General features: G+C 51.3%; 14 protein-coding genes. 11 read left to right on the top strand and 3 right to left on the bottom strand.

The window, feature by feature from the left end:
* Positions 1 to 64 precede the first annotated feature (64 nt).
* Genes HYT77_01775 through HYT77_01750 form a run of 6 tightly spaced genes read left to right on the top strand, consistent with a single transcriptional unit; the run spans position 65 to position 6414 of the window.
* Positions 65 to 559, top strand: a complete 495-nt coding sequence (locus HYT77_01775) for an NADH-quinone oxidoreductase subunit J (GenBank protein ID MBI2066729.1) — start codon at positions 65 to 67, stop codon at positions 557 to 559.
* A complete protein-coding gene (gene nuoK, locus HYT77_01770) occupies positions 556 to 858 on the top strand; it encodes an NADH-quinone oxidoreductase subunit NuoK (GenBank protein MBI2066728.1) in 303 nt (100 codons plus the stop codon). The genes HYT77_01775 and nuoK overlap by 4 nt, the downstream gene beginning before the upstream one ends.
* 33 nt (positions 859 to 891) lie before the next feature.
* Positions 892 to 2841: an NADH-quinone oxidoreductase subunit L gene (nuoL, locus tag HYT77_01765; GenBank protein MBI2066727.1), complete on the top strand. Its 1950-nt coding sequence runs from the start codon at positions 892 to 894 to the stop codon at positions 2839 to 2841.
* A complete protein-coding gene (locus HYT77_01760; GenBank protein ID MBI2066726.1) occupies positions 2838 to 4331 on the top strand; it encodes an NADH-quinone oxidoreductase subunit M in 1494 nt (497 codons plus the stop codon). The genes nuoL and HYT77_01760 overlap by 4 nt, the downstream gene beginning before the upstream one ends.
* A complete protein-coding gene (locus tag HYT77_01755) occupies positions 4309 to 5790 on the top strand; it encodes an NADH-quinone oxidoreductase subunit N (protein MBI2066725.1) in 1482 nt (493 codons plus the stop codon). The genes HYT77_01760 and HYT77_01755 overlap by 23 nt, the downstream gene beginning before the upstream one ends.
* Positions 5791 to 5793: 3 nt before the next feature.
* The gene (locus tag HYT77_01750; GenBank protein ID MBI2066724.1) at positions 5794 to 6414 is read left to right on the top strand and encodes a hypothetical protein; all 621 of its coding nucleotides are present in this window, start codon (positions 5794 to 5796) and stop codon (positions 6412 to 6414) included.
* Here HYT77_01750 and HYT77_01745 read toward each other — a convergent pair.
* Positions 6401 to 6880: a hypothetical protein gene (locus tag HYT77_01745; protein MBI2066723.1), complete on the bottom strand. Its 480-nt coding sequence runs from the start codon at positions 6878 to 6880 to the stop codon at positions 6401 to 6403. The genes HYT77_01750 and HYT77_01745 overlap by 14 nt on opposite strands.
* A gap of 305 nt (positions 6881 to 7185) precedes the next feature.
* Here HYT77_01745 and HYT77_01740 point away from each other — a divergent pair, with 305 nt between their 5' ends.
* Positions 7186 to 8250 (top strand): ATP-binding protein, encoded by a 1065-nt coding sequence (locus HYT77_01740; protein ID MBI2066722.1) that lies wholly within the window; start codon positions 7186 to 7188, stop codon positions 8248 to 8250.
* Between the two features lie 4 nt (positions 8251 to 8254).
* Here HYT77_01740 and HYT77_01735 read toward each other — a convergent pair whose 3' ends face one another.
* Positions 8255 to 10063 carry an amino acid permease gene (locus tag HYT77_01735; protein ID MBI2066721.1) on the bottom strand — a complete coding sequence of 603 codons (1809 nt, stop codon included), beginning with the start codon at positions 10061 to 10063 and terminating at the stop codon, positions 8255 to 8257.
* Between the two features lie 44 nt (positions 10064 to 10107).
* Positions 10108 to 11109 carry a GTPase ObgE gene (obgE, locus tag HYT77_01730; protein MBI2066720.1) on the bottom strand — a complete coding sequence of 334 codons (1002 nt, stop codon included), beginning with the start codon at positions 11107 to 11109 and terminating at the stop codon, positions 10108 to 10110.
* A gap of 174 nt (positions 11110 to 11283) precedes the next feature.
* Here obgE and HYT77_01725 point away from each other — a divergent pair, with 174 nt between their 5' ends.
* The 4 genes from HYT77_01725 to HYT77_01710 are packed head-to-tail and all read left to right on the top strand — an operon-like array spanning position 11284 to position 13849.
* A complete protein-coding gene (locus HYT77_01725; GenBank protein MBI2066719.1) occupies positions 11284 to 11790 on the top strand; it encodes a cytidine deaminase in 507 nt (168 codons plus the stop codon).
* A gap of 13 nt (positions 11791 to 11803) precedes the next feature.
* Positions 11804 to 12430 carry a two pore domain potassium channel family protein gene (locus HYT77_01720; protein ID MBI2066718.1) on the top strand — a complete coding sequence of 209 codons (627 nt, stop codon included), beginning with the start codon at positions 11804 to 11806 and terminating at the stop codon, positions 12428 to 12430.
* Positions 12431 to 12482: 52 nt separating this feature from the next.
* A complete protein-coding gene (locus tag HYT77_01715; GenBank protein ID MBI2066717.1) occupies positions 12483 to 13454 on the top strand; it encodes a radical SAM protein in 972 nt (323 codons plus the stop codon).
* Complete coding sequence (locus tag HYT77_01710; protein MBI2066716.1) at positions 13451 to 13849, top strand: response regulator; 399 nt, start codon at positions 13451 to 13453, stop codon at positions 13847 to 13849. Before HYT77_01715 ends, HYT77_01710 begins: the two co-directional genes overlap by 4 nt.
* The last annotated feature ends 32 nt before the right edge of the window (positions 13850 to 13881 follow it).

The following is a 13881-nucleotide window of genomic DNA, read 5'->3' as shown; positions in this document are numbered from 1 at the left end:
TTATCCTTTTCTCCCCTTTTACTTCTTGATTTGTCCCGTAAGCACCGTTAGAACCGCAGCCGGCATGGAGTTGATTTTATTCTATCTTTTTGCCGGTCTTTCGGTTCTTTCCGCTATTTTTGTCATCACCTTTAGAAACACACTCTCATCGGCCTGCGCCCTTATTCTGACCCTGTTTGGAATCGCCTGTCTCTTTGTCCTGCTCGGAGCCCACTTTTTGGCAGTACTCCAGGTCCTGGTTTATGCCGGAGCGGTCATGGTCCTGTTTGTCTTCATTATCATGCTTCTTAATCTGGGACATGAGGAGCTTTTGCGACTAAAACTCTCCTACTCCTCCGTCCTGGGAATTCTATTTGCGAGCTACTTCGGTTTTCTCCTGATATTGAAGATAGGAATGATTTCAAAACCGTTCTCTCCGTTCCTATCGAAGGACTATGGATCGGTCCAGGAAGTTGGAAGGCTCCTCTTCTCAAAGTTTCTGGTCCCGTTTGAGGCGATTTCCCTGCTGTTGCTGATTGCAATGATCGGGGCGGTCGTTTTGGGGAGGAAAAGAGCATGATCACCCTCGGTCATTACGTGATGCTTTCCGCCCTTCTTTTTATCATCGGAGTTGCCGGCGTGCTCACACGCCGAAATGCAATTGTCATCCTCATGTCAATCGAGTTGATGCTGAATGCGAGCAATCTTGCGTTCGTCGCATTCTCCAGGTTTCATGGTCTCCTTGAGGGTCAGGTAATCTCATTTTTTGTTATTGCCCTGGCCGCCGCCGAGGCAACGGTAGGGCTTGCGATTGTGGTAGCCATTTTTAGAAAACAGGGAACGATCGATCTGGGTCATTTCAAATTTTTGAGAGGTTAGGTAACGATGGAATCACTCGTTCTAGGTCTGCCGCTGGCTGCCTTTGTGGCATTGCTACCGCTCCTGCCACTCCTGGGGGCATTCTTAAACGGTATCGTTGCGGTTCTTTGCCGGAGCGGCTTAAGAGAGGTCCCAAAGGCGTTGGTCTCATTGATCGGGGTTGGACTCCCGCTCGGGGCATTTGGACTAACCCTGCTCCTCTTTTCTCTTGCTAAAAATCCTGCTGAAGGGATTTCAACGGCCCCCCTCTGGACCTGGATTGCCTTTGATGATTTTGCGGCCCACGTCGCCTTCAAGGTCGATCGCCTTTCACTCACCCTCTCTTTGGTGGTGACAGGGGTCGGCTCCCTGATCCATCTTTATTCGGTCGGTTACATGTCCCACGACAAGGGGTTCGCCCGCTACTTTTCGTATCTCAATCTCTTCCTCTTTTCGATGCTCGTACTCGTTTTAGCGGGAAATCTTCCCTTGATGTTCGTCGGTTGGGAAGGGGTCGGCCTTTGTTCCTATCTTTTGATTGGGTTCTGGTTCGAGGACCCAGCCAAGGCTTATGCCGGCAAGAAGGCGTTCATTGTCAACCGGATAGGAGATCTTGGTTTCCTTCTCGGGATGTTCGTTCTCTACACCGTACTCGTCAAAAAGGGGGTGGCTTCGCCGCATGGCCTGCTCAGTTTTGACATCCTCCAGCAGTATCGCACGGAGCTCTCAGGGGTAGCGACACTCGCCTGCCTTCTCCTGTTCACGGGGGCCGTTGGAAAATCGGCCCAGATCCCCCTGTATGTCTGGCTTCCCGATGCGATGGCTGGTCCAACACCGGTCTCGGCCCTCATCCATGCCGCAACGATGGTGACCGCCGGCATCTACATGATCGCCCGCCTTCATTTCCTCTATACGCTGTCACCCGTTGCGATGGAGGTTGTCGCCGTCATTGGCGCCTCCACCGCCTTTTTTGCCGCCACGATCGGACTCGTGCAGCGAGACATCAAAAAAGTCTTGGCCTATTCCACCGTTTCCCAGCTCGGGTACATGTTTCTGGCCTTGGGTGTCGGGGCCTTTTCTGCCGCCATTTTCCACCTGGTCACCCATGCCTTTTTCAAGGCCTGTCTCTTTCTCGGTTCCGGTTCGGTCATCCATGCGCTCTCGGGCGAACAGGATATCTGGAAAATGGGCGGCCTTCGAAAGAGGATGCCGGTCACCTTTGCTACCTTTTTTATGGCGACCCTCGCCATTGTTGGCCTCTTTCCGTTTGCCGGTTTTTTCAGCAAGGATGCGATCCTCTTTCAGACCTTTGCAACAAACCACAAGATCCTCTGGGGCGTCGGTTTTGTAACCGCCGGGCTCACCGCTTTTTATATGTCTCGTCTCTTGACCGTTGTCTTTCTGGGATCCAACCGAACGGAGAAGGAGAAATTGGCGCATCTCCATGAGTCTCCTCTCAGCATGACGATTCCGTTGATCCTTCTGGGGCTCCTCTCGCTGGGAGGGGGTTGGATGGCAATTCCGGAGGCACTTCATGGAGGAGATCATTTCTTCAAGTGGCTAGCCCCGCTCTTCCCTTACGAGCATTTTTTCGATCTCCTCGAGGCGGCGGGGCATGGGCTTGAGCTTTTGTTCTCCGTTGTGACGCTCCTCTGGGTTTTTCACTTAGGCCTCATCACCATGATTCTGTACGCCCAGAAGCCGGCCATCATGGATCGCCTGGCAGGACGGTTCAGACGACTCCATAAAATTCTGGAAGAGAAATATTACCTGGATGAGATCTACAATTTTCTTGTTGTCCGATCGATCGAGTCCTTTTCGCGCGTTGTCCTCTGGCGGTTTCATGATGAAAAGGTGGTCGATGGCCTTCTCGTTCATGGCTCTGCGGAGACGGTCGGTCTGATGGGTCGAACCTTAAACCTTCTTCAAACGGGGGTTGTTCAAAATTATGCCCTCTTCTTTATTGTAGGAGTGATTTTTCTGATCGCCTGCGTGATTTTATGAACTTTTTGGATAACCATCTTTTGTCGCTTCTCATCTTCTCTCCTCTCGCGGGCATCCTCCCCCTTTCTCTCGTTTCAAACGACCGCCTTCAACGTTCGATCGCTTTCTTGACCACATTGATCCCGCTTGCCTTGTCACTGCGTCTCTTGGCCCTTTTTCAGGGAACCTCTCCCTTCGAATTTCAGGAAGTCGTCCCGTGGTTACCCCTGTTCAATGTTTATTACCGTCTGGGGCTTGATGGCTTCAGCCTGCCACTGGTTCTACTGACCACCTTTCTGATGCCGATCATTTTTCTCTCCTGCTGGGAAGAGCCCAAGAAGAAGATCCGCCAGTTCCTGGTCTTTTTTCTCCTCCTCCAGACCGGGATGTTGGGGGTTTTCGCAAGCCTCGATCTGTTTCTCTTTTATGTCTTTTGGGAGGCGATGTTGATTCCGATGTATTTTTTAATTGGCCTCTGGGGCGGCCCGAGGCGGGTTTATGCCGCCCTGAAGTTCGTGCTGTACACGATGGTCGGAAGTCTTTTGATGCTCGCCGCGATCCTCGCCCTCTATTCTTTGGCCGGGAAGACGTTCAATCTTCTGGATCTGTACCGTCTGGGACTCAGTGAAACCAAACAGCTCCTCCTGTTTGGTGCCTTTGCCTTGGCCTTTGCAGTCAAGGTCCCGCTTTTTCCGTTTCACACCTGGTTGCCGGATGCGCACGTCGAGGCACCGACCGCCGGTAGCGTTATCCTGGCCGGTGTCCTTCTAAAGATGGGGACTTACGGGTTTGTACGCTTCGCCCTTCCCCTCTTTCCCCAGGCCGTGGAGCGCCTCGCCCCGCTGTTTATGATCCTCTCAGTCATCGGGATTGTTTATGGGGCACTCGTCTCCATGGTCCAGGAAGATATGAAGAAGCTCGTCGCCTATTCCTCCGTTTCCCACCTGGGATTCGTCATGTTGGGGATTTTCTCTCTCACCCCTCAGGGGATCGCCGGGGCAACGCTTCAGATGGTGAACCATGGAATCTCCACCGGCGCCCTCTTTCTCTTGGTCGGAATGATCTATGAGCGACGCCACAGCCGTCAGATAGCCGATTTCGGTGGCCTTGCCTCTTCGATGCCGATCTTTGCCATGCTGTTCCTGATCGTCTCTCTCTCCTCCCTGGGTCTGCCCGGAACGAACGGATTTGTTGGAGAGTTTCTCATCCTGCTGGGAACCTACAAGGTGGGGCCGCTCTTCGCAGCGATTGGAGGAATTGGGATCATCTTTGCCGCCGTCTACCTTCTCTGGATGGTTCGCCGCGTCTTTTTTGGCCCTTTAAACAAAAAGGAAAACAGGATGCTTCGGGACCTCACACCGCGTGAGATCGGGCTCCTTCTTCCCCTGGTCTTTCTGATTTTCTGGATCGGTTTTTACCCCGGGTTTTTACTGAAGAGAATGGATAACGCCGTCAACCAACTTTTGGAAAATACGGTGTACTTTAGCCATGGAAATACTCAAAACAACTGACTGGTCACAGCTTATCTTTGCGGCCCTCCCGATATGGCTCCTGGTGACCGGGGCGATCCTCATCCTGATATTCTCTGCCGTTGCCAAAACGCTTCCTCACTCGATTTACTGGGTTATTGCCGCTTTACTGGCGCTCTCCTCGCTGTTTCTTGTCGGGGCGGGATGGTGGAGGATGGAACCGACCTCGATTGCCCTCTTGTCCTTCGACCGGCTTGCCTTCTGTCTCGATGCGATCTTTTTAATCGCCCTGTTCCTCTCGCTCTTCTTTTCCCATGATTACCTCAAGGAGAGAGGTCTGGAGGGGGGCGAATATTACACCCTCCTGCTACTCACAACCGCTGGTCTCATGCTGATTGCGCACGCGGCAGACCTGCTCATCCTCTTTCTTGGGATTGAAATTGCCTCGCTCTCTGCCTATATCCTGGCCGGATTTCAAAGAGGTTCTGTTCGTTCCTACGAAGCGGCCTTGAAATACTTCATCCTTGGTTCTTTCGCCTCCGGTTTTCTGCTGTATGGGATAGCGCTCTTGTTCGGTGCGACCGGTTCCACCGATCTGGCCGATATCGCCAAGATCTCCGATCTGGTCTCCGACTCCGAGGGGATTCTGATGGGACTTGGCTCTCTCCTCCTCCTCGTTGGTGTCGCCTTTAAAATAGCGGCGGTCCCTTTCCAATTCTGGTCTCCTGATGTTTATGAGGGGGCCCCCACACCAGTCACCGGCCTCATGGCCTCGGCGGTCAAGGCCGGCGGATTTGCCGCCCTTCTCCGCCTTGTTGTGCCGTTGATGGAAACTCTCCAGGTCCCTTGGGTCCCCATCTTTTGGACACTCTCCGCGCTGACGATGACGGTCGGAAATCTCATGGCGCTTCGTCAGACGAATATCAAGAGGATGCTCGCCTATTCCTCGATCGCCCATGCCGGTTATGCCCTGGTCGGTGTTGCCGCCGCCTTTCAGGAAAAGACCTCTTTTGAGACAACGCTCGCTGCGGTGCTGTTTTATCTCTTTGCCTACTCGTTCATGACACTCGGGGCGTTTGGCGTTGTTGTGGCCTTGGGTCGTGGTTCCTCAGAGCCTGATGAAATTTCCGAATATGCCTCTCTAGCCGAGAAGCGGCCTGTCTTGGCCGCCAGCCTGACTTTTTTTCTCCTCTCCTTGATTGGAATCCCGCCAACGATCGGTTTTGTCGGAAAATTTTATCTCTTTTCCGGTGCGGTTCAGGCAGGTCTGACAGGCCTTGTCGTGGTTGCGGTGTTAAACAGTGCCGTTTCTGTCTATTACTATCTCGGTCCGATCGTAAAAATGTATTTCCAAAAAGGAAACCCGCTAACACCCCAGCCTGTTTCCAAGCTGTTGATTGCCGGGCTCGTCATCTGTCTCTTTGCCGTCCTTTATTTGGGGCTCCTTCCGACAAGTCTCATGGTGATTGCGCAGGAATCGGTGAAAGGAATGTTGTTTTAACTTATGCTTAAAGACCTCGATGATTATCTCGATGAACGGCGCGAGCAGGGACATTTGGTCGGCGCCTGGGGATTTCATTCCCATACCGACTTTACCAAGATGAGTCCGGAGGAGTCGAACGTCTGGTTCTTTGAACAGGTTTTCAATTTCCTCCGCGCATTTTTCGGATTGGTCCTCCCCGACTCACTCGAGCTGATCACCTACAACGCCACCCAGCGGATCGAACGCAAGGGGCTCGACCAGATGACCTTCTTGGACGAATTCATGCTGATCTTGAAGAAGCTCAAGGAGCCGATCTGGACCTGTCGCCTGGGGCTCGGCATCATCGGTTTCTTACGGACGGCTCACGATCCCCAGAATCTGATCCGGCTACAGATCCAGGAACCAACCTCCTTTATTATATGGGGCGGACCCGATGAGACCGGTTTTCAATCGTTCTCGATCGGCTACACCCTTTTCTCCGATGTCATCTTGCCGGGTGAAAACACCGAACTCTGGTCGCTCAATCAACCGCTCTTAGAGAAAGGTCTTCGCAAATGGGAGGAGCAATCCGGTCACCGGATTGAGGTAGTCGACTCCAATGGCAATCTACCCGTCTATGAGTATGGGTTTAAGAAAGACTGACGACTTCTTTAGGATGACCTAAAGCAATTTCGGACGTTGGTTTGTTAATCACCGAATGGATCCAGCCGCTTAGGATCATTCCCCCTATTAGGGCAGCATAGGTAACGACACTCAAACCAATGCTTTGACTTATTGTAAATGTATCCTTCTCATCCAAAACGGGCTTAACCAACAGATAATCGATACCTTTAAAGAGGATAGCTGAAAAGCCACCTCCAATCACCCCAACAGTCGATTCGATGCCAATATCGGCTGTTCGTTCTAAAGGGGGATAAGGAGAGAATAACGCCTTTTGAATAAGGCTTGCCCCCAATTGAACAGACCCTCCAAGAATGAAGGCCCTCTTGAGAGTTTCACCACCCCAAGCGATGATAACAAAGGAACCAATCACTGCCGCGTTAGACGACCGGTCTCGGTCTTCTACGAACCCGAAAGAACCTGGGCTAAATATTGAATCTGCTATCATGACTAAGCTCCTCTCCTGTAGGCGGTTTAATTACCACCGATAAACTTCTCAACTGACATTGTTAGGTCAATACCTCCGTGTTTATTCTCGACTGAAAGCCACACGCGGTGCGAAAAAGTACTCTTTGAGGGGATTTTCCGTACCTTGCGGGGGTACGCGACGTAGCGAATTATTTTTATACCAGTATAAAAAACTCGCGATTAAATTTGACTGTGGTATAAAAAACTCGTACTATCCATTTGGTGACTGTGAATCTACAGAAACGTTACCTTCAAGATCAGATTGAGGCCGATTTAAGACGCAAGATGGTTTTTGTGGGGGGACCACGCCAGGTCGGCAAGACAACCGTTGCCTTAAAAATCATGGGGGAGGACCAATCAGGATATCTCAATTGGGATGTTCCAGGACATCGAGAGCTTATTTTGAGACGTGAGCTTCCTCCCACATCACTTTGGGTTTTTGATGAAGTCCATAAGTATCGCTCGTGGAGAAACTATCTGAAGGGGTTGTATGACCTTCATCGTGAAAAGAAGAAGATTTTAGTCACAGGAAGCGCACGACTTGATTATTACCGAAGAGGAGGGGATTCTCTTCAGGGCCGTTATCATTATTTGCGACTGCACCCCCTTTCAGTGGCCGAACTTAAACTTGAAAGAGAAGAAGATTTTCAATCCCTTCTCAAACTAGGTGGATTTCCGGAGCCCTTCTTTTCAGGATCAGAAGTAGAGGCTAAGCGTTGGTCACGAGAATACCGAACAAGATTCATCAGAGAAGATTTGACTTCATTGGAAAGGATTCAGGATCTGGGCAACCTCGAGCTTCTGATGATTCGTCTTCCAGAATTGGTTGGTTCACCCCTTTCTATCAATGCCGTTCGCGAAGACCTCCAGGTGAGTCACAAAACGGCCACCACATGGCTTCAGATCCTCGAAAGGCTTTATACCATTTTCAGACTCTCTCCCTTTGGGAGTTCCAAAATCCGAGCCGTTAAAAAAGAACAGAAGCATTACCATTTTGATTGGACACTTGTCTCGGAGCTACCTTATCGATTTGAAAATCTCGTTGCCTCGCACCTTCTAAAATGGGTTGAGTTCAAGCAGGACACCGAAGGAAGTAATGTCGAATTGAGATATTTTAGAGATATTGACGGTCGTGAAGTTGATTTTGTTATTGTAGAGGGCAAAAAACCGATCCTTGCCATTGAGTGCAAGTGGAGTGACTCAGACATTTCGGGAGGCCTAAAATATTTTAGGGCCAAATTTCCACAATGCGAAGCCTGGCAGATTACAGCAACAGGTAAAAAAGATTATCTCTCACCAGACGGAATTCGAGTTGGCCCAGCCATTTCTTTGTTAAAGAATTTTATCTAACACCTTAAAAAACATACCAGAGATAGAAAAGATTCCCGGCCAGTGTCACCCAGGCGATCTGTTTTCCTCGAGAGGCTCGCCTCAGAAGATCACCAGAGAGCTGATCGCTCTTTTGTAGCCGCCAAAGAATTGTTGGGATCAGGATAGCACTATTTAAAATGAGGGGGAGGAGAAGCCACCAGGAGGTGTGACTGTTTTCGGTCAGCAACGCCCCCTTCCCTCGAGCAAGATCAGCGATATGGGTCATCAAGAGCAGGGTCGTCGCAATGAGTGTCAACCAGGAGCCGGCCGAAGAGCTGAGAATTTTGTGCTCCAGGTGATTGTTGTGCCTGGACCTTCCCGAAATATGACTATGAACCGATCCGTAGCAGATATAAATGACGAGCCCGATATTGAGCCAGCTCGCAAAACGAAGCCATGAGGTGGGGGGCAGGTAATAAATAAGACCGAGACAACTGAGCGCCCCCAAGATTGGAAGAAGAAGCCCACCAGGCACCTTAAACGGCCTCTCCCTCCGGGGATCTTTGACGCGGAGGATGACGATCCCGACACAGACCAGAATAAAGGCAAACAGGGTGCCGATATTGGTCAGGTCAACCATCTCATCAAGGCTGCTAAACATCGAGGCGACACCGACGCCGACACCGGTCAGGATCGTGGTGACGTGAGGGGTCCGAAACCGCGGGTGGATCCCGGCAAACCAGGGGGGGAGAAGCCCGTCTCGTGCCATCGCAAAAAAGATTCTTGGCTGACCCAGCTGAAAGACAAAAAGGACAGCGGTGTGGGCAATGACCGATCCCAAGGCAATAATAAAAACATAGAGCCCCTTGTATTTCCCGATATTGGCATATTCAAAGGCGAGCGTAAGTGGCTCTGCCTGCTGGGTTGAAAGTGTCTTTGCCAAATCAGGATACGGGATGATGCCAGTGAAGACGGCGGCAATGAGGATATAAAAAATCGTACAGATGATAAGCGAGGCAATGATCCCGATCGGGAGATCTCTTTGGGGATTTTTAGACTCCTCTGCCACCGTCGAGACCGCATCAAAACCGATGTAGGCAAAGAAGATAACCGCGGCGCCCGACGCCACCCCCTCCCATCCGTTCGGCATGAAGGGCTGCCAGTTGTCGGTGTTCATGTATTTCATCCCGACGACGGCAAAAAAACTCAGGACGACCAGTTTGATGATGACCATGACGGCGTTGAACCAGGCACTCTCCCGAATCCCGATGACAAGAATAACCGTGATCAGGGCAACAATCCCAAAGGAGAGGAGGTTAAAAATGATTGGAATCCCCAAAAAATGAGGGGCATTTTCAATGAGCCCCGGAATCTTCTGGGCCGTTGTAAAATCGGTCGACAACCAATCGGGGATTGCCCAGACCGGCCTGACGAGGGTCTTGAAATAATTGGCCCAGCTGATCGCCACGGCAACATTGCCAACGGCATATTCAATGATCAGGTCCCAACCGATAATCCAGGCGACGACTTCGCCCAATGTGGCATAGGCATAGGTGTAGGCCGAGCCGGAGATCGGCACCATAGAGGCAAACTCGGCATAACAGAGGGCGGTGAACCCACAGGCAATCGCCGTCAGGACAAATGAAAGCATGAGGGCGGGTCCGGCGCCAAGTCGGTGGACATCGCCTGCCGCCGCGGTACCGATCGTCGCAAAAATGCCGGCACCGATAATTGCCCCCACACCGAGGAGTGTTAATTGAACGGGACCCAAGACCCGGCGAAGGGTTGCCTGACCACTGCTGACTTCTTTGAGGATCGACTCGATACTTTTGAGAGAAAAAATCCCCTTCATGGGCCTGTACTAAGCAGACTCGATTGAAGAAGCAAAGTTTTTCTTCAACGGGACTGTTGAATTAGACCCGCTGTCATTTTGAGGAGGTCTTGGAGCCCCTCGTTGGTGGCGGATGAGATGGCAACAACCACCTTTCCCTTCACCTTAAAAGCATTCGACACCACCTTTATTTGCCCCTTGATCTCCGGTCGATCCACTTTTGTGAGCACAATCAATTCCGGTCTCTTTAGAAAAAGTGGATTGTATTGTTTGAGTTCATCCCGAATCGCCCGATACGCCTCAAAAGGGTCGGGTTGGGAGGGGTCTGCGATATCGATCAGGTGCAAGAAGGCGCGGGTCTTCTCGATATGCCTCAAAAACTTGAAACCGAGCCCGGCCCCGCCACTGGCCCCTTCAATAAGGCCGGGAAGATCGGCAACCGTAAAACTCTTCTCTCCGTATTGAACCACTCCGAGTACCGGGGTTTTGGTGGTAAAGGGGTAATCGGCAATTTTTGGCCTCGCCTTTGAGATGACGGAGAGGAGGGTTGATTTTCCAGCGTTCGGAAAGCCGATCAGACCGACATCGGCAAGAAGTTTGAGTTCCAGATCGACCCATCGCTCCTCACCGGGGGAGCCTTTTTCAAAACGTCGCGGGGCCTGATTGGTGGAGGTGGCAAAGTTCATATTGCCGAGGCCGCCACGCCCCCCTTTGGCGATGACTTGACTCTGACCCGATTTATTCAGCTCCGCCAGAATCTCCCCTGTCTCAACCTCCTTGATAAGAGTCCCCGGGGGGACACGAATGAGGAGATCCTCGCCCGACCGCCCATTGCAATCGCTCCCCTGACCATGCCCCCCTTTCGGGGCCTTGAAATGTTTTCGATACCGAAAGTCCAGAAGGGTGGCGAGGCTCGCATCCGCCTTGAAGATCACATGCCCGCCACGTCCTCCATCCCCGCCATTGGGCCCACCACGCGGGATAAATTTCTCCCTCCGGAAAGAGACACAGCCGTCCCCCCCATCACCAGCCTTGAGAAAGATCCTCGCCTCGTCGATGAATTTCATAAAAAAATTCTAATGAGCTAATGAGCTGTGTAATAGATAGAAAGATTAATTTCTAGCACCTATTTCCATAAAGAACCGAGTGCCACCGGTGAGATGTCGAGCATTTCTGAATCAACCTTAAGGACTGCTGTCTTAAGGACTGCTGTCCGGATTTTTAGATCTCCGCTGCCTTTGATGCGTCTCCCCAAGAGACCTGACAAAGGCTGCAAACGTCTGCTTGACGACGCGGAGCGTTTTGCGCAGCTTATCCGACGCTCAACCCATCGACCATTTACATTAAGTGAGTCTCGGTACGTTATGAGGCAGCTGCTTGCCTCGGCCCATCGTGCCTCAAAAAATGCCCATTGTCCCTATTCACGCTTTCATGTTGGTGCTGCCGCCTGGGACGGTGCAAGCCTATTTGTTGGGTGCAATGTTGAGAATGCCAGCTATGGACTGACTCAATGCGCCGAAAGGGTTGCCTTGACAAGCGCCACGGCACAAGGGGCAAGACGGATTAGGGCCCTTGCCTTGGTGACCCCTGACAACTCGCCAAAAGCTGTTCTGAATCTTCGGACCCCTTGTGGGGCCTGCCGGCAAGTCATGATCGAGCTCATGGATGACAAGACCCCCATCCTTATTGAGGGGGCCGGCATTTTTACCCTAAAAGAACTTCTTCCCAACGCCTTTCGATTAAAGTAGACGGCATTGCGCTATGCTTCGCAAAAAGGCCGAGGAGTATCATTCGCTGATCCTCTCTCTGCTTTTCCATGTCTGTGATTTTATCGTAAGCCGAACACTGCTTGATCTTTTCCGCCTTTTCGGCGTCAAGCGGGATCAGATAAAAATCCGCCACCTGGAAATCTACCTCTGTAGCACCACTTTTCTGATCCTGTTATTGATTTATCTGAGTTGGTCCTCGAATTTTGCTGGTTGGATTCTTGTCATTCTCGGTTCAACACGCATCCTTCAGGTGATCAGCATCAATGCGATGTCGCTCCTCTTTGGGCTCCGACTCCTCTCTCCGGAGGTGCCGGATCGAGAGAGGATGCGATGGCATTTTATTGCCATCTTCTTTTCTGTCCTGGATATCCTTTTTCTTTATGGATTCTTCTATCACTTTTTTAACCGCCTCTACGGCGTCCTCTCGGTCTCTCCGGATTCCTTCTTTGACCATCTTTACTTTGCGATGATTACCCTCATGACGGTCGGCTACGGTGATATCGTCCCTCTATCAGCCCTTGGTAAATTTCTCGCCATATCTGAAACCTTTGTAGGCGTCTTTGTCTTTGTGTTCCTGGTTAACTCGGCGGTCAGTCGTTTTCAGAGGCATCTCGAATAGTTTAAAAACGCTATTGTCCTTCTCCAACAAATTAACTACCATTCCGAACCTTATGAAGCAGGAGAGCTACGCTGGCGCGGATCAGCAGATTAAACCGTTCTTCCGGTACCACCTCATCCCCCAGATCTATTTCTTTCTGAAGGGGTTTCCCAAAGGCTCCTTCATGTCGGTTGATGTGACGGACCAGTGCAATCTCCGCTGTGCCCACTGCTATTTCTTTGAGCAGGAGCAGGAGGGGGTTCTCGACGTTGACGGGTGGGAACAAAAGATCCTCGACCTCAAGGCAAAATCGAAATTCCTTCATAGCTGTACGTGGGTCGGTGGTGAACCGCTGCTTCGAAAAAACATTATTGAACGGTGCAAACGGCATTTCATGCATAACCTCATCGTCACGAACGGAACAACACCGCTCCCGGACTGGCCGGATGTCTACTTCCATGTCTCGATTGATGGAAATGAGGAGGCGCACGAAACGATGCGCCGGCAACGAGGACTCTACCAGTTGATGATGAAGAACGTGAGTCGCCCTGATCTCCACGTGACAGGGACGATGTGCATCACCTCCATTAATATGAATACGATTGAGGAGGTCCTGGATGACTGGCGACCCCACCTGAAGGGATTTATGTTCGACTTTTACACCCCGATTGAGGGACTCTCGGATGAGCTCTGGATGGGTTGGGAAAAGCGGGATGAACTGATTGATCAGCTCCTTCGTCTTAAAAAGGAGAAATACGGCGACTTCGTCGCCATGCCGGACCGTGTCCTCGAGCTTATGAAGAGTACGCATTCAAAAAAGGTGACCGATCATTGCATCTTTACAACACACGGCTACTCGCTCACAACGACGGGCGGAACTAAGGAGAAATGCATGCTTGGTCCCAAGGCCGACTGCGACCGGTGTGGCTGCGTCGTCCCATTCTGGCTCCACCACCGTATCGAAAAGAAGACTATCCTAAAGGCGACCTACCATGAAATTCGGCGCCGGCTGGGTCACCCTGGAAATGGAAGGGGGGAGGCATGACGGAAAATTCCCCTCCGATTAAGGTCATGATCGTCGATGATTCCGCCTCGTATTGCAAGGCAAGGAAACGGCTCCTGCTGCAGCGATTCGGTTCAAGAGTTGAGGTCTCTTCTTATCAAGACCCACAGGAAGCGCTCGATCAACTTGGAAAAGATTTCTCGCTCATCCTCGTCGACTGGCTCATGCCCGGTCTTGATGGACGTGAATTTTTGAGGAGGGCGCTCGAGAAAGGGATCGACTCAAAACGAATTGTTATTCTTTCAGGGAAGCCTGCCGATTTTCTGCACGAAGAATTCCCCTTGGGGGAATGCCTCGCGGTTATTGAAAAGGGGGATCTCGCCCAGGAAGAGGCGCTTTTTTCGATCGTCAAGGAAATAACCGAATCGGCTGCTTGAGTGACAGGCACTCTTCTGGAATGTGAGGGTGA

The organism is Deltaproteobacteria bacterium (assembly GCA_016180855.1).
Classification (GTDB): Bacteria; UBA10199; UBA10199; order JACPAL01; family JACPAL01; genus JACPAL01.
This window is presented reverse-complemented; position numbering and strand designations above follow the sequence as displayed.

Bases quoted from the DNA above. Each gene is read 5' to 3' on its own strand.
- nuoK (MBI2066728.1), top strand. From the start codon at position 556: ATGATCACCCTCGGTCATTACGTGATGCTTTCCGCCCTTCTTTTTATC.
- HYT77_01755 (MBI2066725.1), top strand. From the start codon at position 4,309: ATGGAAATACTCAAAACAACTGACTGGTCACAGCTTATCTTTGCGGCC.
- HYT77_01710 (MBI2066716.1), top strand. From the start codon at position 13,451: ATGACGGAAAATTCCCCTCCGATTAAGGTCATGATCGTCGATGATTCC.
- HYT77_01775 (MBI2066729.1), top strand. From the start codon at position 65: ATGGAGTTGATTTTATTCTATCTTTTTGCCGGTCTTTCGGTTCTTTCC.
- HYT77_01735 (MBI2066721.1), bottom strand. From the start codon at position 10,063: ATGAAGGGGATTTTTTCTCTCAAAAGTATCGAGTCGATCCTCAAAGAA.
- HYT77_01725 (MBI2066719.1), top strand. From the start codon at position 11,284: ATGCGTCTCCCCAAGAGACCTGACAAAGGCTGCAAACGTCTGCTTGAC.
- HYT77_01740 (MBI2066722.1), top strand. From the start codon at position 7,186: ATGGTTTTTGTGGGGGGACCACGCCAGGTCGGCAAGACAACCGTTGCC.
- HYT77_01760 (MBI2066726.1), top strand. From the start codon at position 2,838: ATGAACTTTTTGGATAACCATCTTTTGTCGCTTCTCATCTTCTCTCCT.
- HYT77_01745 (MBI2066723.1), bottom strand. From the start codon at position 6,880: ATGATAGCAGATTCAATATTTAGCCCAGGTTCTTTCGGGTTCGTAGAA.
- HYT77_01750 (MBI2066724.1), top strand. From the start codon at position 5,794: ATGCTTAAAGACCTCGATGATTATCTCGATGAACGGCGCGAGCAGGGA.
- obgE (MBI2066720.1), bottom strand. From the start codon at position 11,109: ATGAAATTCATCGACGAGGCGAGGATCTTTCTCAAGGCTGGTGATGGG.
- HYT77_01715 (MBI2066717.1), top strand. From the start codon at position 12,483: ATGAAGCAGGAGAGCTACGCTGGCGCGGATCAGCAGATTAAACCGTTC.
- HYT77_01720 (MBI2066718.1), top strand. From the start codon at position 11,804: ATGCTTCGCAAAAAGGCCGAGGAGTATCATTCGCTGATCCTCTCTCTG.